The organism is Pantoea vagans, from assembly GCF_001506165.1.
In the GTDB taxonomy this organism is placed as follows: Bacteria; Pseudomonadota; Gammaproteobacteria; order Enterobacterales; family Enterobacteriaceae; genus Pantoea; species Pantoea vagans_C.
In genome coordinates, this window is sequence record NZ_CP011427.1 from 1,276,916 (window position 1) to 1,303,113 (window position 26,198).

General features: G+C 55.8%; 17 protein-coding genes. 6 read left to right on the plus strand and 11 right to left on the minus strand.

Annotated features, from left to right (window positions below):
* The first annotated feature begins 274 nt into the window (after positions 1-274).
* Positions 275-1,396 (plus strand): Gfo/Idh/MocA family protein, encoded by a 1,122-nt coding sequence (locus LK04_RS05965; RefSeq protein WP_039333827.1) that lies wholly within the window; start codon positions 275-277, stop codon positions 1,394-1,396.
* Positions 1,397-1,477: 81 nt separating this feature from the next.
* Here the strand turns inward: LK04_RS05965 and yegS are convergent, their stop codons facing one another.
* The 8 genes from yegS to LK04_RS06005 all read right to left on the minus strand — a co-directional run bounded on the left by yegS (position 1,478) and on the right by LK04_RS06005 (position 15,161).
* Positions 1,478-2,377, minus strand: coding sequence for a lipid kinase YegS (gene yegS, locus LK04_RS05970; RefSeq protein WP_039333829.1), 900 nt, complete (start codon positions 2,375-2,377; stop codon positions 1,478-1,480).
* A 231-nt stretch (positions 2,378-2,608) separates the two neighbouring features.
* Positions 2,609-3,976 carry a tRNA 5-hydroxyuridine modification protein YegQ gene (gene yegQ / locus LK04_RS05975; RefSeq protein WP_039333831.1) on the minus strand — a complete coding sequence of 456 codons (1,368 nt, stop codon included), beginning with the start codon at positions 3,974-3,976 and terminating at the stop codon, positions 2,609-2,611.
* A 140-nt stretch (positions 3,977-4,116) separates the two neighbouring features.
* The gene (gene baeR / locus LK04_RS05980; RefSeq protein WP_039333833.1) at positions 4,117-4,824 is read right to left on the minus strand and encodes a two-component system response regulator BaeR; all 708 of its coding nucleotides are present in this window, start codon (positions 4,822-4,824) and stop codon (positions 4,117-4,119) included.
* A 3-nt stretch (positions 4,825-4,827) separates the two neighbouring features.
* Positions 4,828-6,219 (minus strand): two-component system sensor histidine kinase BaeS, encoded by a 1,392-nt coding sequence (baeS, locus tag LK04_RS05985; protein ID WP_039333835.1) that lies wholly within the window; start codon positions 6,217-6,219, stop codon positions 4,828-4,830.
* Positions 6,216-7,622, minus strand: coding sequence for a multidrug transporter subunit MdtD (mdtD, locus tag LK04_RS05990; RefSeq protein WP_039333837.1), 1,407 nt, complete (start codon positions 7,620-7,622; stop codon positions 6,216-6,218). Before mdtD ends, baeS begins: the two co-directional genes overlap by 4 nt.
* 122 nt (positions 7,623-7,744) lie before the next feature.
* On the minus strand, positions 7,745-10,816 hold the full coding sequence (gene mdtC / locus LK04_RS05995) for a multidrug efflux RND transporter permease subunit MdtC (RefSeq protein WP_039333839.1): 3,072 nt from the start codon (positions 10,814-10,816) through the stop codon (positions 7,745-7,747).
* A complete protein-coding gene (locus LK04_RS06000; RefSeq protein WP_039333841.1) occupies positions 10,813-13,935 on the minus strand; it encodes an MdtB/MuxB family multidrug efflux RND transporter permease subunit in 3,123 nt (1,040 codons plus the stop codon). Before LK04_RS06000 ends, mdtC begins: the two co-directional genes overlap by 4 nt.
* Positions 13,935-15,161: an MdtA/MuxA family multidrug efflux RND transporter periplasmic adaptor subunit gene (locus LK04_RS06005; RefSeq protein WP_039333843.1), complete on the minus strand. Its 1,227-nt coding sequence runs from the start codon at positions 15,159-15,161 to the stop codon at positions 13,935-13,937. Before LK04_RS06005 ends, LK04_RS06000 begins: the two co-directional genes overlap by 1 nt.
* 239 nt (positions 15,162-15,400) lie before the next feature.
* On the opposite strand from LK04_RS06005, the gene LK04_RS06010 reads away from it, so the two are divergent.
* On the plus strand, positions 15,401-16,363 hold the full coding sequence (locus tag LK04_RS06010) for an aldo/keto reductase (protein WP_039333845.1): 963 nt from the start codon (positions 15,401-15,403) through the stop codon (positions 16,361-16,363).
* A gap of 215 nt (positions 16,364-16,578) precedes the next feature.
* Complete coding sequence (locus tag LK04_RS06015; RefSeq protein WP_039333847.1) at positions 16,579-17,919, plus strand: carbohydrate porin; 1,341 nt, start codon at positions 16,579-16,581, stop codon at positions 17,917-17,919.
* Between the two features lie 127 nt (positions 17,920-18,046).
* On the opposite strand, the gene yegD is transcribed toward LK04_RS06015, so the two are convergent.
* The 3 genes from yegD to LK04_RS06030 form a co-directional block, all read right to left on the minus strand.
* Positions 18,047-19,399, minus strand: a complete 1,353-nt coding sequence (yegD, locus tag LK04_RS06020; RefSeq protein WP_039333849.1) for a molecular chaperone — start codon at positions 19,397-19,399, stop codon at positions 18,047-18,049.
* 75 nt (positions 19,400-19,474) lie between these two features.
* Positions 19,475-22,039 carry a diguanylate cyclase gene (locus tag LK04_RS06025; RefSeq protein ID WP_052206131.1) on the minus strand — a complete coding sequence of 855 codons (2,565 nt, stop codon included), beginning with the start codon at positions 22,037-22,039 and terminating at the stop codon, positions 19,475-19,477.
* 148 nt (positions 22,040-22,187) lie between these two features.
* Positions 22,188-22,802 carry a phosphatase PAP2 family protein gene (locus tag LK04_RS06030; protein WP_039333851.1) on the minus strand — a complete coding sequence of 205 codons (615 nt, stop codon included), beginning with the start codon at positions 22,800-22,802 and terminating at the stop codon, positions 22,188-22,190.
* Between the two features lie 230 nt (positions 22,803-23,032).
* Between LK04_RS06030 and udk the strand changes: the two genes are divergently transcribed.
* The 3 genes from udk to asmA all read left to right on the plus strand — a co-directional run bounded on the left by udk (position 23,033) and on the right by asmA (position 26,194).
* Complete coding sequence (gene udk, locus LK04_RS06035; RefSeq protein WP_039333852.1) at positions 23,033-23,671, plus strand: uridine kinase; 639 nt, start codon at positions 23,033-23,035, stop codon at positions 23,669-23,671.
* Between the two features lie 88 nt (positions 23,672-23,759).
* Positions 23,760-24,341: a dCTP deaminase gene (gene dcd, locus LK04_RS06040; RefSeq protein WP_059109775.1), complete on the plus strand. Its 582-nt coding sequence runs from the start codon at positions 23,760-23,762 to the stop codon at positions 24,339-24,341.
* Positions 24,342-24,394: 53 nt separating this feature from the next.
* Complete coding sequence (gene asmA / locus LK04_RS06045) at positions 24,395-26,194, plus strand: outer membrane assembly protein AsmA (protein WP_039327787.1); 1,800 nt, start codon at positions 24,395-24,397, stop codon at positions 26,192-26,194.
* The last annotated feature ends 4 nt before the right edge of the window (positions 26,195-26,198 follow it).

Genomic DNA, 26,198 nt, shown 5'->3' on the forward strand with positions numbered 1-26,198 from the left:
CTCGGGCTTGTCAAAGCCCTTTTTCATAATTTATTCCGACTGCTGAATAAAGCGTCAATTCCTGCGCCTGAGTGGCTGCCAGAGTGCGAACTCGCACACAATCTGAACCTCATTGTGATCCATGTCACCAATCGTATGCAAAATTACATTCTGATTTGTCGGTTTTGTCAGATACCTCGCATGTATGATCACAGATATTTCATTTCGCCGTTGTGGGCTGAAAAAGCGAAACATATATTCCAGATCAATTTCCATCCATAACGCCAGGTGCAGCATGAACAAAGTCAGAATCGGTATGATCGGCAGTGGTTACATTGGTCGTTGTCACGCAATTGCTTACGCTCAGGCACCGACGGTGTTTGCGCTGAAAGGGGAAATCGTGCGGGAAATGCTGGCGGAGGTAAACCCGGAGCTGGCAGCAAAGCAAGCCGCAACCTTTGGCTTTGCACGTTCAACGGGTGACTGGCATGAGCTGGTGCGCGACCCCAACATTGATGTAGTCGATATTTGTGCGCCTAACTTCCTGCATAAAGAGATGGCGCTGGAAGCGATTCGCCACGGTAAGCATGTCTATTCAGAGAAGCCGCTGTCACTGTCGGTGGCGGATGCCGAAGAGATGGTGCAGGCTGCCGAGAAAGCGGGCGTGAAAACCCTGGTCGGCTTTAACTATATGAAAAACCCGACCAGCCAACTGGCGCGTGAAATCATTGCGCGTGGTGAAATTGGTGACGTGGTGCACTTCTACGGTACGCACAACGAAGATTATCTGGCGCGTCCAGAAACCCCGCTGGACTGGCACTGTCAGAAAGCACTGGCCGGATTAGGGGCGTTGGGCGATCTGGCGGCGCATATTGTGAATATGGCGCACTACCTGGTGGGCGATATCGAAGAAGTCAGCGGCGATATGATGACGGTGATTAAGCAGCGTCCCGATCCCAAAGACCCTTCGCGCCTGCTGCCGGTGGAAAACGAGGATCAGGCCAGTGCGCTGCTGCGCTTTAAAAACGGCGCACACGGCGTGTTTGAAACCTCACGTATCGCCTGTGGCAGCAAAATGGGCCTGACCTATGTCGTGACCGGTACCAAAGGCACGCTGCGTTACACCCAGGAGCGCATGGCAGAGCTGGAACTGTATATCCATGATGAACCGGCAGGACGTCAGGGCTTCAAAACCATTCTTACCGGACCTGCGCACCCTGATTACGCTAACTTCTGTGTCTCAGCCGGTCACGGCATTGGCTTTAACGATCAGAAAACCGTGGAGATCCGCGATTTGATCAATGGCATTGCGGCAGGCGACCGCATGTGGCCCGATTTCGCGGAAGGCTTGCAGGTGCAGAAGGTGCTGGAAGCGGTAGCGGTGTCAGCGGCAGAACGCCGTTGGATGACGGTGTAAAAAAATGGGTCGCCATGAATGGCGACCCTACGAATACAGAACCGAACCCTTGTAGGGTGCGCATTTATGCGCACCAGGTCACTAAGCCAGTAGCGGACACTGTGGTGGCAATCGGCAGCTCAACGCGCCGGGCATCACCTCAATCTCGAACTCGCTGCCGGTCAGCGGTTCACCATCCAGATTAAAGGTCATCTCGTGCGGTGAGCGGATAGTTAATGACTGCAACTGCGCGGTGGTGATATTCGGATTCTCATCATTACGCGTCAGCGAATGCAGCAGAGTCGGTAGCAACTCCTGCGCGGTGACGATGCTGAGATTCAGTTGCCCATCATTGATCAGCGCCTCCGGGCACAGCTTCTGCCCACCGCCTGCCTGACGGCCATTACCGATGCCAATCACCAGCGCATCACCTTGCCAGTTAAAGCCAGGACCGCTGATCTCACAGCTGTCGGGTTTCAACGCATCGACTCGCATCAAACCGTGAATAAAGTAGGAGACGCCGCCCAGTGCAGATTTCAGCTTCTCCGGGGTTTCGGTGGTAATGCGTGTGCCGAAACCTCCGGTCGCCATATTGATGAAGTAGCGATCGCCATTGACGCGGGCTAAATCAATTGCGCTGGCTTTGCCTAACACAGCAAGACGCAGCGCCGGTTCCATTTCGGGCGGAATGCCGACGCTGGTGGCAAAATCATTGGCGGTACCCAACGGCAAAATGCCCAGTGCGGGACGTTTTTCAGCGTCGATGGCGGCCAGAGCCGCGGCAATTTCATTGATGGTGCCATCGCCACCGCCCGCCACCACGGTTTCAGCTTGCAGGTCTACCGCTTCTTGAACATAACGGTCGCCGTCACCTTTTTCCCAGGTGACACGCACCGCCAGATTGAAACCTTCATCTCGCAGCGTATTCACCGCCGCGCGCAAATCTTCATTACCAGCACCTTTACCATTGAGGATCAGCAGGGTGAGCGGTTTGTTTTGCATAATCAGTTCCTTGAGGCGAAAAACGATGCAGTGGTTATAGCATAGCTGGGCGGGGAACTTTATCGGCGGGCGACGAAAAAAGAAAACCCGCACGGGGGAGCCGGGCGGGTGAATGAGGTGGTTCCTGGTACTACCTGCTGTTTATTGTTACTCGTTAGCAGCAGGCAGGATTCTAAAGCGAGGCGCAGCGGCGGTCTGTGATCCTGTTCTAACTTCGCTGCATTCTTTTCATTATGTGCGCTTTTTTCCGTGCGGATCGTAAGTGCTGTTGCCATCGGTGAAGTTACGCAGCAGCAGGGCAAACGACAGATCCACCGTTTCGGGGACCGGGATCCACACCCGATGACCATCCCCTGGCGCCACGTCCACCGCTGCACCTTTATCATTCTGCATGGTTTCCAGCGTACAGTTCAGGTTGCCTTCGGGTGTCATTATCTCAACCGAATCCCCCAGCAAGAACTTGTTCTTAACGGCAATTTGCGCCCAGTCACCGCGACGTTCGCCGGTAAACTCTCCGACAAACTGCTGGCGTTCTGAGACCGAGAACCCTTGCTCATAGTTTTGATAACTGTCATGAGTATGGCGGCGTAAAAAACCTTCGGTATAGCCGCGATGCGCCAACCCTTCTAAAGTCTCCAGCAGCGCGGGATCAAAAGGTTTCCCCGCCGCCGCATCATCAATGGCACGGCGATAGACTTGCGCAGTGCGCGCGCAGTAGTAAAACGATTTGGTGCGCCCTTCAATTTTCAGCGAATGCACGCCCATCTGCGTCAGGCGCTCAACGTGCGCCACCGCGCGCAGATCTTTAGAGTTCATGATGTAGGTGCCGTGCTCATCTTCAAAGGCACTCATCACCTCGCCGGGCTTCATTTTCTCTTCCAGCAGGAATACGCGGTCTGTTGTCGTGCCGATCCCGAGCGTCGGTTCCTGAACGGCAACCGGTTGATGGAAACCGACGATATTGCCGATCTCATCCTGCTTGCCTTCCTCCACGTTGTATTCCCAGCGGCAGGCGTTGGTGCAGGTTCCCTGATTGGGATCGCGTTTATTCAGATAGCCAGAGAGCAGGCAGCGCCCTGAGTATGCCATGCACAATGCGCCGTGGACGAAGATCTCGATCTCCATTTCGGGTACCTGCTGGCGGATTTCCGCGATCTCATCCAGCGACAGCTCGCGCGACAAAATCACCCGCGTCAGCCCCATCTGTTGCCAAAACTTCACGGTCGCCCAGTTAACGGCATTGGCCTGTACCGAAAGATGGATCGGCATCTCGGGGAAGGCTTCACGCACCAGCATGATCAGACCGGGATCGGACATAATCAGGGCATCGGGTTGCATGGCCACCACGGGTGTTAGATCGCGAATAAAGGTTTTTAGCTTGGCGTTGTGCGGCGCGATGTTGACGACCACATAGAATTTTTTACCGAGCTGGTGGGCTTCTTCGATGCCCTTCGCCAGCACCTCGTGGGTAAATTCATTATTACGCACGCGCAGGCTGTAGCGGGGTTGCCCGGCATACACCGCATCAGCGCCATAGGCAAAGGCATAGCGCATATTCTTCAGCGAACCCGCTGGAGACAGAAGTTCAGGTTTAAACATGGGGGATTTCTCACTGATGTCAGGTCAGCATGCCATCACGGATGGCAGGTGCAGAGGCCGCGCTAAGCGGCCCTGCAAAAGGTGGGGAATTGTAGGCGGGCCCGCACCCTGAGTAAATTGATCTGGATCAGTGAAAAGGGCTACAGCAGGCGGCAAACATCCGCTTCCCAACGATATCCCATGCCGTACACCGCGCGAATAAACGGTTGGTCGGCATCCAGGCTCTCCAGCTTGCGCCGCAGATTTTTGATGTGGCTATCAATGGTGCGGTCGGTGACCACGCGGTAATCATCATAGAGATGGTTCAACAGCTGTTCGCGTGAAAACACTTTGCCCGGTTCCAGTGCCAGCGTCTTTAACAGGCGGAACTCAGCAGGCGTCAGCTCCAACTGCTGCTCGCGCCAGCTGGCCTGAAAGCGACCTTCATCGATCTGCAGATGCGAGGCTAACTGCGCTTCCTCCGGCGAACGCTTCACGCGGCGCAAAATGGTTTTCACCCGTGCCACCACCTCACGCGGGCTGAATGGCTTACAGATATAGTCATCCGCGCCAATCTCCAACCCGAGCAGGCGATCAATCTCTTCAATACGCGCGGTGACCATGATGATCGGCAATTCGGAGAAGCGACGTATCTCGCGGCACAGGGTTAAGCCATCACGACCCGGCAGCATCAGGTCCAGCAGCATCAAATCGGGTGGGGATTGCTGGACATAGTTAAGCGCCTCGTTGCCATCGGCAATGTGGTGCGTGCGGTAGTTAGACGCCTGCAGATAATCAATCATCAGCTGCGCCAGTTTGGGTTCATCTTCAACAACAAGGATCAGGGGATCGTTATTATCCGGGCTCATAAGCTATTTCTGGTGAGGAACATACGGCAAGTTTAGCGTGATTTGCAGTCCACCTAAATCAGAGTGATCCGCAGAAATGCTGCCGCCATGTGCTTCAACAATGTTTTTACAGATAGCCAATCCCAATCCAGAGCCGCCGCTGGCGCGATTGCGTGAGTTTTCGGCACGGAAAAAACGTTCAAAAAGTTGGGCCTGATGTTCGGCATCCACGCCGGGGGCGCTGTCGGCAAAGCGTAATTGCCAGTAATTATCCTGCTGCTGCAGACTGATGCGTGTTTCGCCACCGGCATCGGTATAACGCAGGCTGTTTTCCAGCAGATTGGTAAACAGTTGCATCAGGCGATCGGGATCGCCAAAGCTCTCAGCCTTGGGGGGCAGCGCCAGATTGAGGGCCAACTCACGGCTGCGATAGCGCTCGCTAAAGCTGCCAGCCACGACTTCCAGCAAATTCACTACATCCACCGGCTGCTTGCGGTAGGCGAGGGCACCGGCATCGGAAAGGGCAAGCTGATGCAGATCGTCCACCAGTTTCGTCAGTACCACCACTTCACTTTGCAGCGAGGTAATGGCTTCCGGCGTCATTTTACGCACACCATCCTGCATCGCCTCCAGTTCACCGCGCATGATGGCGAGTGGCGTGCGTAATTCGTGAGAGATATCCGCCATGAAGGCACGACGATTGCTCTCATTCTTCTCCAGCGAACTCGCCAGTTGGTTGAAGTCACGCGCCAGTTGTCCAATCTCATCGCTGCTGCCGACTTCCACTCGCGCAGTAAATTTCCCTGCGGCCAGTTCGTGGGTGCCGTCCACCAGGCGTTTCACCGGTGCCAGTAAACCGCGCGCCAGCAGCCAGGTGACCAGTGCGGCCAGCAGCGTGGTAAGCGCGACGATCATCCAGCTGGTTTGCCGCTGCTGCTGATCAAAGTTGATATCGGTGCTGCGCGTCAGGCGCTCGGCGGGGGAGGCGATCACCCAACCCACCACTTTACCGGTGCTGGTGGTGATATTGCGCCGCGTGCCCTCCGGCGGAACCGGTGAACGTGGGCCAGACAGCACTTTGTATTGCTGATCGATGATCCAGAACTGGGTACGCCAACCGTGCGGCGGCAGCTGGTTACTGCTGCCTGGGTTTTGTTCCAGCGAGCGTAAAATGGTGAAAATTAACCGGTCATTGTTGCGTAGAAAATCCCAGTCGCCATGCTGCTCATACTGATCGGCCAGCGCATCACTCAGCAGCGTCAGGCGCTGCTCGTTGCCCTTCTTAATGTAATCGACAAAACCATGCTCAAAGCTGAGGCGCACGCCCCAGTGCATGGTGATGATCACCAGCATGCAGGTGGAAAAAATCGCCATAAACAGCTTGGCGCCAATGCCCAGTTTAACTGGCTGCTTCATGCTTTTCTCCTGCCTCTGAGGTCGACGTTTTTACTGACATCTTTCGGTACGCGCCAGAACACCAGGGCGGGCAAGAGAATAATCACGGCCATGCTCAGGTAGGTGTAAATAAAGGTTTGATGGGCGGCAGCGCTGTCGGTCACGATGCCGTGACCAAATGCACCGAGCAGTAGCCCGGCAACGGTGACGCCAATACTCATCGACAGCTGCATAATCATCGATAACAGGCTGTTGCCGCTTGATGCGAGATCATCTGGTAACTCTTTGAGCGTCAGCGTGTTCATCGAGGAGAAACGGATAGCATTGACCATACCCAACAGCAGCAGCACCAACGGCAGCGCCCAGGTCCAGCCCATCAACGCGACGGCGGGGAACAGCAACACCACCAGCGCCAGCGCAACGGTCGCACCGACCAACGCATTACGATAGCCAAACAGATTGACGATACGCACCACCACGCGTTTGGTGCCCATGTTGCCGAGTACCATCGGGATCATCATTAAACCCGCATGGAACGGGCTGTAGCCGAGGCCCACTTGCAGGAAAATCGGGGACATAAACGGCAGCATGCCGCTACCAATACGGCCGGTAAAACTGCCGAGCAGACCGATGGAATAGATGCGGTTATCAAACAGCTTGAGGCTAAACAGCGCATTGTCATTGTTGCGACCATGCATCAGATAGAACAGCAGGGAAAACACGCCAACCAGAATCAGAGCGCCGAGCAGCAGCGGCGATCCACCGGTGCTGCGCTGCCCGTCGAGCGCCAGGGTCAATGTCGCCATGCCCACCGCCAGCAGCACAAAGCCGAGGAAATCGAAGCGTTTGGTTTGCATGGTGTAGTTCGGCATCAGCGTCAGGGTAGCGATAGCACCAATAATCCCGACCGGAATGTTAATCAGGAAGATCCAGTGCCAGCTGGCGTACTGCACCAGAATCCCGCCCAGTGCTGGGCCGAGCAGGGGACCGATCTGGCCGGGTGTGGTGACAAAGGTCATGGCCGACATGTACTGCTCGCGCGGCACGATTTTCATCACCGTTAAGCGCCCAACCGGCACCATCATGGCACCCCCTACGCCTTGCACCACGCGTGCCATCACCAGCTGGTCGAGGGAGGTTGAAAAGGCACACAGCACCGAACCGATACTGAACAGCACGATGGCGCAGAAGAAGATGTTACGCACACCAAAGCGGTCAGCCAGCCAGCCGCTGATCGGCAGCGTCACGGCCACCGTCAGCACATAGGAGACAATCACCGAATGCATATTCAGTGGGCTGACATTCAGGTCGCGCGCCATGGACGGTATCGCGGTGTTCACGATGGTGGTGTCCAGCGACTGCATAAAGAAGCCGAAAGCGACGATCCACAGTTGCCAGCGTACGGTGGCGTTTTGCGAGTTCATAGCCATTCCTGTGTTAAACCAATTTCATCAATCGCATCCATCGTAGCGGCGTGATTTATCACGCTTATCTGTAGCGGCGGTGCGGCTGATACATGCGCAATAAATTGCGCCGCTACGGGTCATTACTCAGCGATTAACACACGTTTACTTCTACGCCGGCTCAGCTTGTCCATCATCAGATACACCACCGGCGTGGTGTACAGCGTTAGCAACTGACTCATCACCAGCCCGCCGGCGATGGTGATACCCAGCGGTTGGCGCAGCTCCGCGCCATCACCGCTGGTCAGCACCAACGGCAATGCGCCAAACAGCGCGGCCAGCGTGGTCATCAGAATCGGGCGGAAACGCAGCTGGCAGGCCTGGAAAATTGCGTCACGCGCGGAAAGATTGCCGTTGCGCTGCGCCTCTAGCGCGAAATCCACCATCATAATGGCGTTCTTTTTGACGATACCGATCAGCAGCAAAATGCCGATTAACGCAATCAGGCTGAAAGGTGTGTTAAACAGCTCCAGCGCCAGCAGCGCCCCGACGCCCGCCGAGGGCAAGGTCGAGAGGATCGTCAGCGGATGCACGTAACTTTCATACAGAATCCCCAGCACGATATACACCGCTGCAATCGCCGCCAGCATCAGGTAAAGCTGGTTGGATTGGGACTGCTGGAACACCTGCGCCGTACCGGCAAAGCTGCCTCGCACGCTGGAAGGCACGCCGAGTGCGGTGACGGTGCGATCAATGGCGTCAGACGCCTGAGATAACGACACCCCTTCCGGCAGGTTGAATGAGATGGTGGACGCGGCGGACAAGCCCTGATGATTGACGGACAGCGGTGCGTTGGCTGGCTGCCATTTGGCGAACCAGCTCAGCGGGATCGCTTTGCCATCACTGTTAATTACGAACATCTGATCCAGTGCACTGATATCCTGGATATAGCGCGGATCGACTTCCATCACCACCTTGTACTGGTTAAGTGGCTGATAGATGGTGGAAATCTGACGTTGCCCAAAAGCATTGTTGAGCAGCGCGTTGGCGGCTGACACATCAATGCCTAAGCGCGCCATGCTTTCGCGGTCATAGGTCAGGTCCATTTCGCTGCCGTTATCCTGTTGATCCGAGTTAACGTCTGCCAGCTCAGGCAATGCGGCAAACGCCTGACGGATTTTCGGCTCCCATTCCCGCAGATCAGCGAGATTATCCGACAGCAGGCTGTACTGATAGCTGGCGTTGGATTCACGGCCACCGATGCGGATATCCTGTACCGCGTTGAGATACAGGTTGGCACCGGGTTCCTTCGCCAACTTGGTGCGGAGGCGGGCAATCACTTCCTGTGCGCTTTCGCTGCGCTCTGACAGCGGCTTCAGCGAGACGAACATCGAACCGCTGTTAGTGCGTGAACCGCCAGTAAAGCCGGTGACATTATCCACCGCCGGATCGGCCTTGATGATGTTCATGAAATCCTGCAATTTGCCGCGCATCGCCTGAAATGAAATGCTCTGATCCGCCGAGATAAAGCCGTTAAGACGACCGGTATCCTGTTCGGGCATAAAGGTTTTCGGGATCGAGATAAACAGCCACACCGTCAGCCCCACCGTGGCCAGCAGCACCATCAGCACCCAGATGGCGTGATTCAGCACCCATCCCAGTGAGCGCGCGTAACCGTTTTGCACCCTTAACATCACCTTCGCAAACCCACGCGTGCGCGGTTGGCTGCGTTTCGCCTGGGGTTTGAGCAGGTAGGCGCACATCATCGGCGTCAGGGTAATGGAGATAAACAGTGATATCAGGATCGCCACTGATAGCGTGATAGCAAATTCAGAGAAGAAGCGGCCAATGATGCCGCCAATCATCAGCAGCGGCAGGAACACGGCAATCAACGACAGACTCATCGACAAGACGGTGAAGCCCACTTCGCGCACGCCGGTGAGCGCGGCTTGCAGCGGCTTCATCCCGGCCTCAACGTGGCGCGCAATGTTCTCCAGCACCACAATCGCATCATCGACCACGAAGCCCGTGGCAATGGTCAGCGCCATCAGTGACAAATTATTCAGGCTAAAGCCGCACAAATACATGGCGGCGAAGGTGCCGATCAGTGAAACCGGCACCGCCGCAGCCGGAATCAGCGTGGCGCGCCAGTCACGCAGAAACACAAATACCACCAGAATCACCAGCGCCACCGCGATGATTAATGACTGTTCCACCTCCTGCAACGAGGCACGAATGGTGGGGGAGCGGTCCTGGGCAATTTGCAGATCGATGGCGGTCGGGATCACCTCATGCAGCAGCGGCATCTCACTGCGGATACGATCCACGGTTTCGATGATGTTGGCATCTGGCGACTTACGCACAATCAACAGGATGGCGGGCTTGCCGTTAGTCATCCCGGCATTGCGTACGTCCTGTACCGAGTCCTGCACATTAGCCACATCGCTGAGTCTGACAGCGGCACCGTTGTTGTAATGCACCACTAACGGTAGGTATTCGCTGGCAGTTTGCAGTTCATCGTTAGTGCGCACTTGCCAGCGCTGTTGCACATCATCAATCGCGCCCTGAGGACGGCGCTGGTTGGCGTTGCTGATGGCGGTACGCACTGCATCCAGAGAGACGCCCTGGTTGAACAATGCCTGAGGATTGAGATCGACACGCACCGCAGGCAGCGAACTGCCGCCGACGGTAACATCTCCCACGCCCTGAATCTGCGACAGCTTCTGCGCAAGCTGTGTTGAGGCATAATCATACAGCTGACCGGGATTATAAATATCCGAGGTCAGCGTCAGAATCATGATCGGTGCATCGGACGGGTTCGCTTTGCGATAGGTTGGGCGGCTCGGCATGCCGGTGGGCAGCAGGCTTTGCGCGGCGTTAATCGCGGCTTGCACGTCACGCGCGGCACCGTTGATGTCACGATCGAAGTCGAACACCAAAATCACTCGCGTACTGCCGAGCGAGCTGGTGGAGGTCATCTCACTGACCCCGGCAATACGCCCGAGGGAACGTTCCAGCGGCGTAGCCACTGAAGCGGCCATGGTCTCAGGTGACGCACCGGGCAGTGAGGCGGTGATAACGATTACCGGGAAATCGAGTTGCGGCAGCGGTGCCACCGGCAGCAAGCGGAAGCCAAGAATCCCGGCCAGCGCTATCGCCAGCGTCAGTAGCGTGGTAGCGACCGGGCGATGGATAAACAGCGCGAAGAACTTCACGGCTGCGCCTCCGAGCGCTTAAAGCGACGGCGCGTGGCGTGAGCCAGACGATCAAACAGCAGATAGATCACCGGCGTGGTGAACAGCGTCAGTACCTGGCTCAGTACCAGCCCACCGACCATGGCAATCCCCAGCGGACGCCGTAACTCCGCGCCAACGCCCGTGCTCAACATCAGCGGCAGAGCGCCGAGCAGCGCGGCCAGGGTAGTCATCAGAATCGGGCGGAAGCGCAGTAAACACGCCTGATAAATCGCCTCACGCGGTGCCATGCCTTGCTCTCGCTCCGCGGCCAGCGCAAAGTCGATCATCATGATGGCGTTTTTCTTCACGATACCAATCAGCAAGATAATGCCGATGATGGCGATGATATCCAGCTCGTTGCCGCTCAACATCAGCGCCAGCAGCGCGCCAACGCCCGCGGTGGGCAGCGTGGAGAGAATGGTGATCGGATGAATAAAGCTTTCGTACAGCACGCCGAGCACGATATACATCGCCACCACAGCGGCGATAATCAGCCACACCGTGCTGGTAAGCGCGGCTTCAAAGGCCAGCGTGCTGCCCTGGAACTGCGTCATCATCTCAGCGGGCATGCCCACCTCATCTTCCGCTGCGCTGATGGCTTTCACCGCTTCACCCAGCGAATAGCCCTCGGCCACGTCAAACGAGAAAGTGGCGGAGGGGAACTGATCGAGATGATTGATACTTAACGCCGCGTGACGCTCCTCAACCTGCGCAATGGCGCTGAGCGGCACGCTGCCGCCTCCGCTGCTGGCGAGGCGAATGCCGTCGAGACTGGCCAGCCCCGGCGTTGCCTCACTGTTCTGCTCCAACACCACGCGATACTGGTTGGCTTGAGTGTAAATGGTGGAGATCAGACGTTGCCCAAAGGCGTTATACAGCGCGTTATCCACATCCGCCATGGTAATGCCGAGGCGGCTGGCGCTGTCGCGATCTACGCGAATAAAGGCTTCGAGCCCTTGATCCTGCCAGTCACTGCTGACATCGCGCAGTTCTGGCAAGGTATTTAATTGCGCCAGCAGTTTCGGCACCCAGGTGCTCAGCGATTCCAGCGAGCCGGACTGCAGCGTGAACTGATAGGGCGTGCGGCTGGCCTGGGTTTCAATGGTTAAATCCTGCACCGGCTGCAGCCACAGTGAGACGCCGGGCACCTTATCGATCTCCTGTTGCAGCCGTTTTTGCACCGCAGGAATACGATCGTCACGTTCACTCAGTGGTTTGAGGTTGATCTGCAGGCGCGCGCTGTTCAGCGCCGCGTTGGTGCCATCGACACCGACAAACGACGTCAGGCTCTGCACCGCCGGATCTTTCATGATGACCGAGGCCACATCACGGGTGCGCTGCGCCATGCTGGTGTACGACACCGATTGGGGTGCCTGTAAGGTGCCCTGAATAATGCCGTTGTCCTGCTGTGGGAAGAAGCCTTTCGGGATAACGATCCACAGCAGCACCGTGAGCAGCAGCGTACCAAAGGCGACGGATAAGGTCAGCCACGGATGCTGCAACACACGCGTCAGCCAGCGACCATAACCGGCAATCACCCGGTCAAACATCGCTTCACTGGCGCGCGAGAAGCGGTTCTGCTTGCGCAGCGATTCGGCACTCAACATACGCGCGCACATCATCGGTGTCAGCGTCAGTGACACCACCGCCGAGATCAGAATCGCCACCGCAAGCGTCACGGCAAATTCGCGGAACAGGCGGCCAATCACATCGCCCATAAACAGCAGCGGGATCAGCACCGCGATTAACGAGAAGGTAAGAGAGATGATGGTAAAACCGATTTCGCCTGCGCCTTTGAGGGCTGCCGTCATCGGCTTCTCGCCTTTTTCGATATAACGCGAGATGTTCTCGATCACCACGATGGCGTCATCCACCACAAAGCCTGTGGCGATGGTCAAGGCCATTAAAGTCAGGTTGTTGATCGAGAACCCGAGGAAGTACATGGCGGCAAAGGTGCCCACCAGCGACAGCGGCACCGCCACCGCCGGAATAATGGTGGCGGGGACGTTACGCAGGAACAGGTAGATGATCAATACCACCAGGCCAATCGCCAGCATCAATTCGTGCTGGGTATCCGCCACCGAGGCACGGATGTTGGTGGTGCGGTCGGTAAGCAGTTTCACATCCACCGATTTCGGTAGCGTTGCGGTGAGCGAAGGCAGCAGCGCACGAATACTGTCGGCGGTGGCGATGATATTGGCACCCGGCTGGCGCTGCACATTGAGCACAATGGCAGGCTGGCGGTTGGCCCACGCACCCAACCAACTGTTTTCCGCACCCTGTTCGATAGTGGCGACATCACCCAGTCGCACCGGCGCGCCATTGTTATAGCTGATGATCAGCTTGCGGTAATCCTCTGCCGAGGTCATCTGGTCATTGGCGGCCAGCGTAATCGAGCGCGTTGGGCCATCAAGACTGCCTTTGGCGGAATTGACGTTGGCATTGGTAATCGCGGTGCGCACCGTTTCACTGGTTAAGCCGAGTGCGGCCAGCGCCTGAGTGTTCATTTTGACCCGTACCGCTGGGCGTTGCCCACCCGATAACGTCACCAGTCCGACACCGGAAACCTGGGAAATCTTCTGTGCCACGCGGGTTTCCACCATGTCCTGCACTTGCGTCAACGGCATGCTGGTGGTGGTGACCGCCAGCGTCATGATCGGCGGATCGGCGGGGTTAACTTTGCTGTAGACCGGCGGGTTTGGCAGATCGCTCGGCAGCAGATTGGTGGCGGAGTTGATGGCCGCCTGCACCTCTTGCTCGGCGACATCCAAGGAGAGCGTCAACTGGAATTGCAGGGTCACCACGGAAGCGCCACCGGAGCTTTGTGACGCCATCTGTTTCAGCCCCGACATCTGACCAAACTGACGCTCCAGTGGGGCGGTGATTGAGGAGGTCACCACATCCGGGCTGGCACCCGGATAGAGCGTCATCACCTGAATCGTGGGGTAATCCACTTCGGGCAGCGCGGACACTGGCAGAAAACGGTAGCCGAGCACGCCTGCCAGCAGAATGGCGATCATCAATAGCGTGGTCGCCACCGGGCGCAGAATAAACTGGCGAGAGGGTCCGCCGCTACTGTCTGGAGGCATCACCTGCATTATTGACGCTCTCCACGGGCAGGCTGGGCCGCGCGGGTGCTGTGCGTGGCGGTGCTTTGCGGCGATACCACTTCAACCGTTGCCCCTTCCGTCAGGCGGTCGAGGCCATCCGTCACCACGCGGTCACCCGCTTCCAATCCGGCACTGATCACCACTTTCTGGCTGTCTTGTAATCCGGCGGTGACGCGTTTTTTACTCACTTTGTTTTCGCTGTTCACTACCCAGACAAAGTGCCCGTCATTGCTCATCTGCAAGGCTGCAGTGGGGATCACCACCGCATCCTGCAACGTATCGACTTTCAGCCGCGCATTGACAAACTGGTTGGGGAACAGCGTGTCATCTTCATTAGTGAAGCGGGCTTTGAGTTTGATGGTGCCGGTGGTGGCGTCAATCTGGTTATCCAGACTGAGCAGGCTGCCGCTGGTGAGCAGGGTTTTGTTGCTGCGATCCCAGGCTTCGACAATCAACGGCTGGCCGCTTTTCTGCGCCTTCAGGATCTGGCTGATGTTGTTTTCGGCGACGCTAAAGACCACGTCGATCGGGTGCGTTTCAGTGATCACCACCAAACCGGTGGTATCGCCAGAGGTGATGTAGTTGCCCACGTCGACCTGTTTCAGCCCGACACGACCGGAAATTGGTGCGGTGATGCGGCTGTAGGTGAGATTGAGCTGGGCGCTGGCGACGTTGCCTTCATCGGCCTTAATGGTGCCGAGGGTTTCACTCACCAGCGAACGCTGAGTATCCAGTTCCTGCTGCGAGACTAAGGAGGTTTTCGCCAGTTTTTCATAGCGGCTGAGATCGCGTCGCGCATTGGCGAGTGTTGCCTGGTCTTTTGCTAACTGGCCCTGCGCCTGGATTAAGGCCACCTGATAAGGTCGTGGATCGATCTCCGCCAGCAGTGCGCCCGCCACCACCTGCTGCCCCTCCTGGAAGTGCAGCGCCATCAATTGCCCGTCAACCCGGCTTCGCACCGTGACGGTATTCGCGGCGGTAACGGTGCCGAGACCGCTGAGATAGTAGGGCACGCTCTGAGTGGTTGCCGCAGAGGCCTGAACCGGCGCTAACGGGCGACGTCCCGCACCGCCTGCGCCGCGTCCATGATGCTGTTGCCCCTCGGCCTGCGGTTGCTTACTCGGCTCTGCTGGATGCTGCCACCAGTAATATCCGCCGGCCAGTGCGGCAATCACGACAACGGTTATCAGACTTTTTTTTAATCGGCTGCTCATGGCTAAGTTGCTCTCCAGCGGTTTCGTTTTCCCCACATGCGAAAGCAAAATAACCGTTTCGCAAACGAAATGATTGTAGTCGCCCGTGCCGGGCAAAAATTGAAGGAATTAAGAATATCGTCCTGCGCGCGCTAAGTATTCATATTACGTAAACATTTTGGCAGGAAAACGCATAAGCGCAGCGATTTCCTTTGCTAAGCTCAAAGACAGTCCTGTCTCGTTTCAATAAGGAGAACAAAATGAGTCAACAGAAAACCCGTCAGCTTGGCGATAGTGGTATTCAGGTTCCGCTTCTCACTTTTGGCGGCAACGTTTTTGGCTGGACAGTGGACGAGAAGACCTCGTTTTCGCTGCTGGATGCGCTGGTGGAGAAAGGGTTGTTCTTTATCGACACGGCAGATGTCTACTCGCGCTGGGCACCGGGTAATGAAGGGGGCGAATCCGAAACCATTATTGGTAAATGGCTGAAGAAAAGCGGCAAGCGCGACAGCATCGTGCTGGCCACCAAAGTCGGCATGGAATTGTCCCCTGAGAAAACCGGATTAAAACCGGCATACATTCGCCAGGCGGTGGAAGATTCGCTGCGCCGTCTGCAAACCGATGTCATTGATCTCTATCAGGCGCATCGCGACGATCAGGATACGCCGCTGGTGGAGACCTTAAAGGCCTTCGATTCGCTGATCAAGGAAGGCAAGGTGCGTGCGATTGGTGCTTCAAATTACAACGCTAAACGTCTGCAGGAAGCCTTGGATATCAGTAAGAAAGAGGGACTGGCACGCTACGAAACCTTGCAACCAGAATACAACCTCTATGACCGTCAGGAGTACGAAAGCGGTCTTGAGCAGGTGGCGGTGAAAAATGGTTTGGGCGTGATCAACTATTACTCGCTTGCCAGCGGTTTCCTGAGCGGTAAATACAAAAAGCCCTCTGATGCCAGCAAGAGTAAGCGCGGGCAGGGCATTGTCGAGAAGTATCTCAATGAGCGCGGCTCCCGCATTATTGAAGCGCTGGAAGATGTAGCGGCTTCACATGACGCCTCGGCCACTCAGGTTGCACTGGCATGGCAAATCGCGCGTCCGAGCATCACCGCGCCGATTGTCAGCGCCACGTCGCTGCAACAGATTGATGAACTGGTAAAAGCCACCGAACTACAGCTGAGTAAGCAAGAAATCGAAGAACTGGCCACTGCCAGCAAAGCCTAGAGAAGCCTGGGGCGCTGCGGTGCCCCACCTTATCTTTCTTTTTTTGCCATGCAAAAAATGCCATTTTTTGTAAAAAGATATTCATTCATAGACCATTGTCACAATTGCGTTAATTAACTATCACCTGATCTTTCACTACGCACATATTTGCAAAAACTGACATATCCCCAGCACTATCCTCTGTTCGATCCTTTCCAGTAACTCACAAAAGAATAATGATCATGAACAGAAAAAAAGCAGTGCAGCATATGCCCCGCCTGGCAGCGGGAACCCTGATGTTTGCGATGCTGAGTGCATCTGCGATGGCCGCCGATGCATTCAGCGCTGACTCACCGTACATGTTTGGTGACTGGGGAGGTTACCGAACGCAGCTGGAAAATGACGGGATTAAATTCGACGTCAATTACACCATGGAAAGCGCCTCTAACCTTGGCGGTGGCGCGGATACCAACACCTCTATGCGTTACAGCGACCAGTGGGCGTTTGGCGCAAACTTTGACCTGGAAAAACTGCTGAACTGGCAGGATGCCGAGTTCCAGATGACCATTACCGACCGTAATGGCCAGAACATCTCCGATCAGGTGGCTGACCGTCGTACCGGCATGCTCTCATCCGTGCAGGAAGTGTATGGACGTGGGCAAACCTGGCGCCTGACGCAATTCTGGTTGCGTAAAGGTCTATTCAACGATGTGGTCGACCTGAAAGCCGGTCGCGTTACCGTCGGTGAAGACTTCGATAACTTTGACAGTAAGTTCCAGAACCTGGCATTTGGTAGTGGCCAGGCCGGTAACTGGCGAGGTGACCGTTGGTTCAACTGGCCGGTTTCCCAGTGGGGCGGTCGCGTAAAAATCAACATCACGCCTGAAGTGTTCTTCCAGGTCGGCTTCTATAACCAGAACAGTTCGAACTATGATCGCGGCGATGGTTTCCGCCTCGACACCAGCAATTCCGAAGGCAACATGGTGCCAGTGGAACTGGGCTGGAAACCGACCTTCGGCGCGGACAAACTGCCGGGTAATTACCGTATTGGTTATTACTACTCGTCAGCAAACAGCGATAACTACGGCAGCTGGAGCAACGGGGCTTACCAGAGCCAGGATCACGCCTACGGCGGCTATGTGCTGTTACAACAGCAGTTGACCGCGCAGGGTGGCGATGCCAGTCGTGGCTTGGGTGTGACTGTTCAGGCCGTCATGAATGACCACAAAACCTCGAAAACGGATAACTACCAGTCCATCAGCTTTACCTGGAAAGGGCCGTTTGATGCACGTCCCCAGGATGAGATTGGTGTCGGTGCCGCACGTATTCACGTCAACAGCGCCTATACCCGCTCGCTGCGTGAACAGAATAACGCCAACGGCGAAACGGACTTCAATAGCCCAACCTATCTGCCGATCCAGGATGGCTCAGAGTACAACTACGAGATTTACTACAACGCTCAGCTGACCAAATGGCTGCAACTGCGTCCTAACCTGCAGTATGTGGTGGCACCGGGTGCCGTCAGTGAAGTGAAAGACGCCTTTGTTGGCGGCATCGCAGCGAATATTAATTTCTGATTCGCGGATGCAAACAAAAATGGCGGCCAGGTGGGCCGCCTTTTTTATGACGGGTCGCCATGAATGGCGCCCCTACAACGAACCTGCGCGGTTATCGTAGGGGCGCATTGATGCGCACCGGAACTTATTAACCGAACATCACCTCGGCCCAGCGCGCCAGACCGGCGGTGACCGATCCAAAATCATCGCCACCGGCAATAGGTGTATCCGGAAGCGCCTGTTGCAGTGCCGCTCGCAGCACCGGAGAACGCGCGCTGCCGCCTGTCAGATAAATCACTTCAGGTTTGGTTTCGCATGTCGCCAGAGCCAGATGAACCTGCTCCAGAATACGCTCCAGCGGCTGATTGATGGCTTCTTCCAACTGTGCAGCGCTGATTTCAGCCTGCAAAGATTGCGCAATAAACGCCAGCGACGCATCGGTCTCATTCTGTTCAGACAGGGCGATTTTGCTCTCTTCCGCTGCACGCACTAAACGATAGCTCAGCTTCTGCTGCCATACCTTAAGCAGGTGTGCCACTTTATCCGCTTCTTCGGCATCACGAATCAGGTCGCGCAACAGTTTGCCGCTTGCCGCTGAATAAAAATCGCTCTGTGCCGGAACATCGTTAATCGCCACCGCATTCCACCAAGGGAGCGCGGGCAGGGCGGTGCCTTTTTGCGTATTGCCGCCTAGACCCAGCAGCGGCATCAGGGTTTTGAACGCCAGGATAATATCCAGATCGTTTCCGCCTACGCGGCAGCCGCTGTGACCTAATAAACTCTCACGACGATCGGTTTTATTGCGCCATTCTGGTCCCATCAACAGCATCGAGCAGTCTGTGGTACCGCCGCCGATGTCGACCACCAGCACGCGTGTCTCTTTCTCCAGCGTGGCTTCAAAATCCAGCCCTGCAGCCACCGGTTCAAACTGGAATTCAACGTCACGGAAGCCCGCACGTTTCGCGGCACGCAGCAAAATCCCCTGTGCCTGCTGGTTGGCGTCTTCGCCACCTAAGCCCTGGAAGTTAATCGGGCGACCAATCACCGCCTGCTCAATCGGGCGGTCAAGCTGGGTTTCACCCTGCTGGCGGATGTGCAGCATCATGGCGCACACCAAATCCTCAAAGAAAGCAATTTGCTGCGGCTTGAGACCGTTGGCACCAAGGAAGGACTTTGGTGATTTCACAAACCACACGTCTTCAGGGTCAACCATATATTGTTGCAGTGCGGTGATGCCGAACTGCACGCTACCCGGCGTGACCTCGATATCTTCTTCACGGTTGAAACGCAGCGCGCGTTGCAACAGCGCCGTGCCTTCACTGTCCGGTGTCGGCACCTGATGATGACGATGCAGCCATTCGCTGATCGCTTCGCGCGTGGGCGCGCAAATCATGGAGGGAAGCAGGCGCTGACCCTTCTCCAGTGTCAGCAGGCGCGGTGTGCCGTTATCGCTCACTGCGATAGAACAATTGGCCGTGCCGTAATCGAATCCGATAAACATAATGATCCCCCATGCCAGAAAAAAAGGGGGCGACTTTAGCGCAGCCAGCGCGGGCTGGCAATAAGCAGGTGGTGATTACATCTGCACTTCCTGGTAAACGTGATACTGACCACGTCCCGCGTGTTTTGCGCTATAGCAGGCGACATCGGCCTGCGACATCACCACATTACTGATGCAGTTGTGCTGATCAATCTGCGTCACACCGGCGCTGGCACCCACGTGATAAGGCTGTTCATGCCAGATAAAGGTGAAGTCATTGACGGCAGAAACAATGCGTTGCACCACATCGCGCATCTGATCGACATCGCTGTTAGGCAGTAACACACCAAACTCATCGCCACCGAGACGCGCCAGAACATCGCTGCTGCGCAAATACTTCTGCATCAGGTCTGCCAGTTCGCGCAGCAAGGCATCTCCCGCGGCGTGCCCGGCGCTGTCGTTGACAGCTTTAAACTTATCCAGATCGATAAACACCAACACGTGCTGGTTTTTATTCGCTGCGGCATCATTTACCAGCCGCTTGAGCTGTTGTTCGAAGCTGTGGCGGTTTGGCAGACGGGTGAGCATATCGTGTGACGCGCTGTAACTCAGGCGCTTCATCATTCTGCGCGATTCACTGACATCCTGGATAACCATCACCGCGCCAATGCTGGCACCGGTCAGGGTTTTCAGCGGGGTGATGCTGTAGTGGATTTCTACCTGTGCGCCATCCGGCGTGTGCAGCACCAGTTCCTCTTCCAGGTCAGGCGAGGTTTTTTCATCGGGTAGGGTGCAAAGCAGCAGATTCTCCACGCGCGGTCCCTGTACCCCACGCGTGATATTCAACAGATCGGTAATCGGGATGCCCGCCGCTTTACTCTGCGTCCAGCCACTCAGGGTTTCGGCCACCGGGTTCATAAAGGTTACGCGCATTTCATCATCGGTGCTGATTACCGCTTCACCAATCGAATCCAGGGTGATCGCCATGCGCTCTTTTTCCTGGAACAGCGCTTCATTCAACGCGCGCAACGAGGTGATGTCCTGACAGATGCCAAGCATGCGCTCTATCTGCCCATCCTGGCTCAGAATACGGTTGGCCTCGGTGCGGATAAAACGCGGACCAGTAGGCAGGTTCACGCGATACTCCAGATGAAACGCTGTACGGCGCTCAATCGCCTGCTGGACAGTCAGAGCAGCAGATTCACGCTCGGCGGGTTCCAACAAATGCAACCAAAGGTCGTAAGTCGGGGTCTGATGGGGGCCTAGCGCGAACAACTCATACATGCGCTTGTCCCACAGCATTTCGCCATTAAGCAGATTCCATTCCCACACGCCAATTCCGCCCGCTTCGTTGGCCAGCGTGATGCGTTCCATCAAGCGCCGATTAACTTGCTCACTCTGTTTCAGTTCCGAAATATCGATGATCTGGGCGATGAAATAGAGCGGTTGTGAATTGGCGTCACTGACCATCGAAACCGTTAACCGCGCCCAGACAATCTCCCCATCCCGGCGGAAATAGCGCTTCTCCATGGTGTAGGTCAGGATTTCTCCCGCCACGAGCCGCTCTAACTGTTGTAAGTCGATATTAAGGTCATCGGGATGGGTGATTTGCTGGAACGTCAGTTTCTTTAACTCGTCAGCGGGATAGCCCAGTGTTTGACACAATGATTGGTTGACCTGCTGCCAGCCGCCGCTGGGCGACACCAACGCCATACCAATCGCCGAATATTCCATGGCGTTACGGAAGCGGGTTTCACTTTCGCTGATATGGTGTTTTTCACGCTGGAAGGCATCCATCACCAGCGCCATGACATGGCTGGGCAGCAGCACCAGCAAGAAAGGTAACCAGGTGCTGACCTGGCCGAGCAATAAACCCGTTTGTACCAGGTTCACCCAGCCAAAAGCCAGCAGAATAGAGATAAAACTGGCATTCAGGAAGAACAGCAGGAATGCCTCGAATTTCGGCAATCGCACTGCGCACCAGAACAGGATCACGACAATAAAGGTAAAGGGCCACGGCAGGAAACGCAGTGAAAGATAGCTGGCGAAAAGCGTGAAGATCAGCGTCAGTAAGGTTTCCAACTGGCGGCCGGGGGTAATCAGTTGGCGTAGCGGCTTATTGGGCCACAGAAGCAGTACGGGGCCAAATGCCAGCACGCCGATGATTTCTGAAATCACCCAGGTGGAAAAGAACGGCAAAGAGGCTTTATGACCCACGTGCAGCATCCACAGCGCCAGCACTCCCCCGATCAGCGGGGCGATCAAGCCCGCGCATAAGGCAAAACGCACCCAGTCCAGCAGAGAGTTCAGCGGGGCTTTGCGGTCAAGCAGTGCGCGCAGCATCAGGCCGGCGAGAATAGCCTGTACCATGTTTAAAATGGCAAATTTAAGGTTGCTGAACGCGGGGCCAATCACCAGCAAGTTAGCTAATGACGTGCCAATGACACAGCTCAGCAGCAGTAAGGGAACACGTTTGGAGGGAGCACGAAACACCACCACGGTCATTAAAGCCGTGGAATACCAGAGCGGGGAAATACGCCCACTGACGACAATCAGTTCCAGACAAAACAACGTCAGCAAAAAGGCTAAAGCACCCAGCAATAAGGCGTTGAGCCAATTTCTTTGCGGTCTATCCTGTGAGGTCAATATCTCAAGGGTCATGCACGAATCCAGCTTCGCGCATCCGTTATACGACGAAAAATGCGCCATTCAATCTCTGCTTTGCATGCTAGCACATCTGCATAAGATGTCTGCGCAGAAATCAAATTTAGTCGCTATTCAAACGATTGACTGGCCCTTGTGAACCCGGTTACTGGCGGTAAAGATCCGCGCGGGTGAAGGGCTTTTCTAAACCGGCGAGATTGGCGGAAAAACGTTCGAGAAATTGCTGCGTGGTGGCAACGCGGCCATGGCCCATTAATACCACCGGCACTAATAACGCCACACACACTTGCGCCAGACTAAACCCTTTTAGCGCGGTGCGGCGTTGAGTGACCAGGAAGGCGCTGCTCAAGGTGAAGCCCAGCATCAGGCCGGTTAACACTTCGCTAAAGGAGTGAGCATGGATGACCAGGCGCGAGAAGCCCACCATCATCGGGATAAGATATCCCACACCAATGGTGACGGTACGCCAAAAAGCAGGGAAGCGGCCGGAGACCAGCCACATCATCACCGGCCAGAGTGTCGCTGACATGGCACTGTGTCCGCTGAAACCGGTGAAGTTAAATCTGGCGCTACCAATGCCAAAGCCGAGAAACAGGATTTTTGAGATGCTGACCAGCAAACCCGCCAGACCAAAGGCCAGCAGCCAATACCACACGGTTTGGCGGTTGTCGCTTTTCCAGGGCAGTATCAGCGCGATGATCACCGCAGTGGGGATCAACAGCATGCTGTCACCAAAATAGGTCAGGGTTTTCCAGCTCATACATTTCCTTGTGGCTACGTTCGGTCAACCTGCGCTGGACAGAGCACAGGCAGATGAACAGTGTATCGATTATCTGTCTGGCTGCAAAAGGGGATATTCTGAAAAGCCTTGGGTCCATTTCTCTGGCATCAAACCGGTGAAATACCTATAATTGCCGCCAACTAACCCTCTCAATCGGCCCATTGTCGTTTCGGCTCCAATTGGCTCCAGTTATCAGGTCTTAAAAAAGTATGACTGACAAGTCTCATCAGTGCGTGATCGTTGGCATTGCAGGTGCATCCGCATCCGGAAAAAGTCTTATTGCCAGCACGCTCTATCGTGAAATCCGTGACCAGGTCGGTGACGAGCATATCGGTGTCATCCCCGAAGATGCCTACTATAAAGATCAGAGCCACCTCACCATGGAAGAGAGGGTGAAAACCAACTATGACCATCCGAGCGCGATGGATCACGACCTGCTGTTGCAGCACTTGCGTGCTTTAAAGGCAGGGCAGGACATTGAGTTGCCGGTTTACAGCTATGTTGAACATACCCGCACCAGCGACTGCATTCACCTCAAACCGAAAAAAGTCATTATCCTTGAAGGGATCCTGCTGCTAACGGATTCGCGCCTGCGTCAGGAGATGAACTTCTCGATTTTCGTGGATACGCCGCTGGATATCTGCCTGATGCGCCGTATGAAGCGTGACGTCAATGAGCGCGGTCGCTCGATGGACTCGGTCATGAGCCAGTACCAGAAAACCGTGCGTCCGATGTTCCTGCAATTTATTGAGCCTTCGAAGCAGTACGCTGACATTATCGTGCCGCGCGGCGGGAAAAACCGCATCGCCATCGATATCCTCAAGGCAAAAATCAACCAGTATCTTTAATTCACTCTGTCCGGATATGGACGTGACGCGCTAAGGTTGTCACAACAGTGGTGACCTTTCGCTACACTTAAATCATGGAGTACCAGCGATGAGATTGTGCGATCGCGATATTGAAGCGTGGCTCGACAACGGTAAATTAGCCATTGAACCACGCCCACCCTTGGAACGCATTAATGGTGCCACCGTGGATGTGCGCCTTGGCAACCAGTTCCGTACCTTTAGTGGTCATACGGCACCCTTTATCGATTTGAGTGGTCCAAAACACGAAGTCAGTGCGGCTTTGGATCGTGTGATGAGCGACGAAATCGTGCTGCCGGAAGGCGAAGCCTTCTTCTTGCACCCCGGTGAGTTGGCGCTGGCGGTCACGCTGGAGTCGGTGACGATTCCAGATGACTTAGTGGGCTGGCTGGATGGACGTTCTTCACTGGCTCGTCTGGGCCTGATGGTGCATGTCACCGCGCACCGTATCGATCCCGGCTGGCAGGGGCGCATCGTCCTCGAGTTCTACAACTCCGGTAAGCTCCCCCTGGCATTACGTCCAGGCATGTTGATTGGTGCTTTGAGCTTTGAGCCGCTGTCTGGCCCGGCTGCACGTCCGTATAACCGCCGCGAAGATGCAAAATATCGTGGTCAGCAGGGCGCAGACGCGAGCCGTATCGACAAAGACTGATAGTGCGCAGCCAAGGCTGCTGCAGTTCGAAGTAACACGGTAACTGAGGGATTATGAAGAGACTGATAACGACGCTGGCCATCCTGTTAGTGGTGGTGGTCGCGGGCATGACGGCACTGGTGTTGCTGGTCAATCCCAACGACTTTCGTACCTATATGGTGCAACAGGTACAGCAGCGCAGCGGTTATCAGCTTGAAGTAAGCGGCGATCTGCGCTGGCACGTCTGGCCGCAACTCAGTATCCTCGCCGGACGCATGAGCCTGACCGCACCGGGCGCCAGCCAGCCGATGGTCACCGCAGAAAACATGCGGCTGGATGTGAACCTCTGGCCGCTGTTGTCACATCAGTTGAGCGTAAGCCAGGTGATGCTGAAGAATGCCGTGATTCGTGCCACGCCGGATAGTGCTCCGCAAAAAATCAGTGGGTCTCCGGTGGGCCCGCGTGACGCGGAACCGGTGAGTACGGGCACAAATGGTTGGTCATTTGATATCGCAAAACTTCGCGTCGCCGACAGTCTGCTCATCTGGCAGCAACCGGGCGGTGAAGAGTACAACTTCCGCAATCTCAATCTGAATCTCGATCAGGATGCCAGCAAGAACGCCAGCATTGAACTTGCCACGCGTATTTCGCGTAATCAGCGTAACGTCAGCGTCAATCTCAAAGGCCAGATGAATGTGGCGCAGTATCCACATCGGTTAGTGGGCCAGCTAGATGAGCTGGATTACACGCTGGATGGCGCCAATCTGCCACCGCAGGGCATCAAAGGTACGCTGAGCGGGCAGGGAGAATGGAACGGTGATAAGCAGCAGTTTTCAATGCAGAAGATGCAACTGACGGCCAACGACAGCACGCTGGATGGTTCGGCAGAAGGGCGCTTAACCCTGCCACAACAGCTTAACCTGGCGCTGCATGCCACCACATTAAATCTCGACAACCTGATGGCCAGCGCGCCAGCCAGCGATAACAGCACGGCGCAGCACGCCAGCGTGATCCGCACGCCGGTTATTGCCGAGCCGCGCAACCGGGAAAATGCGGATTCCCCGCTGAATTTGATGGATCTGACTCTGAGTCTCAATGCGGACAGCGGCGTATGGCGTGGGCTGACGCTGACGAACCTGCAAATTGATGCCAGCAATCAGGAAGGTCTGATGACGCTGAGTAAGCTGCAGGGCAAAATCGGCGACGGTCATTTCTCTTTGCCTGGCTCAGTGGATATTCGCCAACCGGTGACGCAGGTCGCGTTACAGCCAGAAATTGAGAACATCAGCATAGCACCGCTGATGAAAGCCTTAGAGTTACCTGAGAGCCTGCAAGGCACGGTCTCAATGAAGGGCAATCTCAGTGGCGCGGGCTTAAGCGTGGAGGAAGCCAAACGTAACTGGCAGGGCAGTGCGGAAATGGAAGCCACCAACCTGCAACTGTCGCAGTTGAATTTGCAGCAGATGGTGCGCCGCGCAGTGTCGCGCGTCAGCAATCGCGTGAGTAATGATGAACCGGACGATCAGGGCATTCAGCAACTGAGCGGACGTATTAGCTTGCAGCAGGGGAAAATTGTCATGCCGGACCTGCAGGGTGGCAGTAGCCGACTGGCGGTGCAGACCAAGGGCAGTATTGATGTCGTGAACCAACAACTCGACGTGACCATTAATATGATGCTGCGCGGCTGGAAAGGTGACGACAAGCTGGCCGGTCTGTTGAACTCGCAAACCATTCCGCTGCGTATGTACGGCGGCTGGAATAATTTGCAGTATTCATTGCCAGTGGACGATGTGGTGCGTCAGCAGTTGCAGAGCGAAGCGAAGTCGCGTTTGAACGAGTGGCTTGACCGCCAGCAGCCAGCGAAACAGCCGTAATACC

Excerpts from the sequence above, each read along its gene's own strand:
- mdtD (WP_039333837.1), bottom strand. The coding sequence starts at position 7,622 with ATGAACTCGCAAAACGCCACCGTACGCTGGCAACTGTGGATCGTCGCT.
- yegQ (WP_039333831.1), bottom strand. The coding sequence starts at position 3,976 with ATGTTTAAACCTGAACTTCTGTCTCCAGCGGGTTCGCTGAAGAATATG.
- LK04_RS06025 (WP_052206131.1), bottom strand. The coding sequence starts at position 22,039 with ATGACCCTTGAGATATTGACCTCACAGGATAGACCGCAAAGAAATTGG.
- baeS (WP_039333835.1), bottom strand. The coding sequence starts at position 6,219 with ATGAAGCAGCCAGTTAAACTGGGCATTGGCGCCAAGCTGTTTATGGCG.
- baeR (WP_039333833.1), bottom strand. The coding sequence starts at position 4,824 with ATGAGCCCGGATAATAACGATCCCCTGATCCTTGTTGTTGAAGATGAA.
- asmA (WP_039327787.1), top strand. The coding sequence starts at position 24,395 with ATGAAGAGACTGATAACGACGCTGGCCATCCTGTTAGTGGTGGTGGTC.
- LK04_RS06000 (WP_039333841.1), bottom strand. The coding sequence starts at position 13,935 with ATGCAGGTGATGCCTCCAGACAGTAGCGGCGGACCCTCTCGCCAGTTT.
- udk (WP_039333852.1), top strand. The coding sequence starts at position 23,033 with ATGACTGACAAGTCTCATCAGTGCGTGATCGTTGGCATTGCAGGTGCA.
- LK04_RS06015 (WP_039333847.1), top strand. The coding sequence starts at position 16,579 with ATGATCATGAACAGAAAAAAAGCAGTGCAGCATATGCCCCGCCTGGCA.
- LK04_RS05965 (WP_039333827.1), top strand. The coding sequence starts at position 275 with ATGAACAAAGTCAGAATCGGTATGATCGGCAGTGGTTACATTGGTCGT.
- yegS (WP_039333829.1), bottom strand. The coding sequence starts at position 2,377 with ATGCAAAACAAACCGCTCACCCTGCTGATCCTCAATGGTAAAGGTGCT.
- LK04_RS06005 (WP_039333843.1), bottom strand. The coding sequence starts at position 15,161 with ATGAGCAGCCGATTAAAAAAAAGTCTGATAACCGTTGTCGTGATTGCC.
- yegD (WP_039333849.1), bottom strand. The coding sequence starts at position 19,399 with ATGTTTATCGGATTCGATTACGGCACGGCCAATTGTTCTATCGCAGTG.
- dcd (WP_059109775.1), top strand. The coding sequence starts at position 23,760 with ATGAGATTGTGCGATCGCGATATTGAAGCGTGGCTCGACAACGGTAAA.
- LK04_RS06030 (WP_039333851.1), bottom strand. The coding sequence starts at position 22,802 with ATGAGCTGGAAAACCCTGACCTATTTTGGTGACAGCATGCTGTTGATC.
- LK04_RS06010 (WP_039333845.1), top strand. The coding sequence starts at position 15,401 with ATGAGTCAACAGAAAACCCGTCAGCTTGGCGATAGTGGTATTCAGGTT.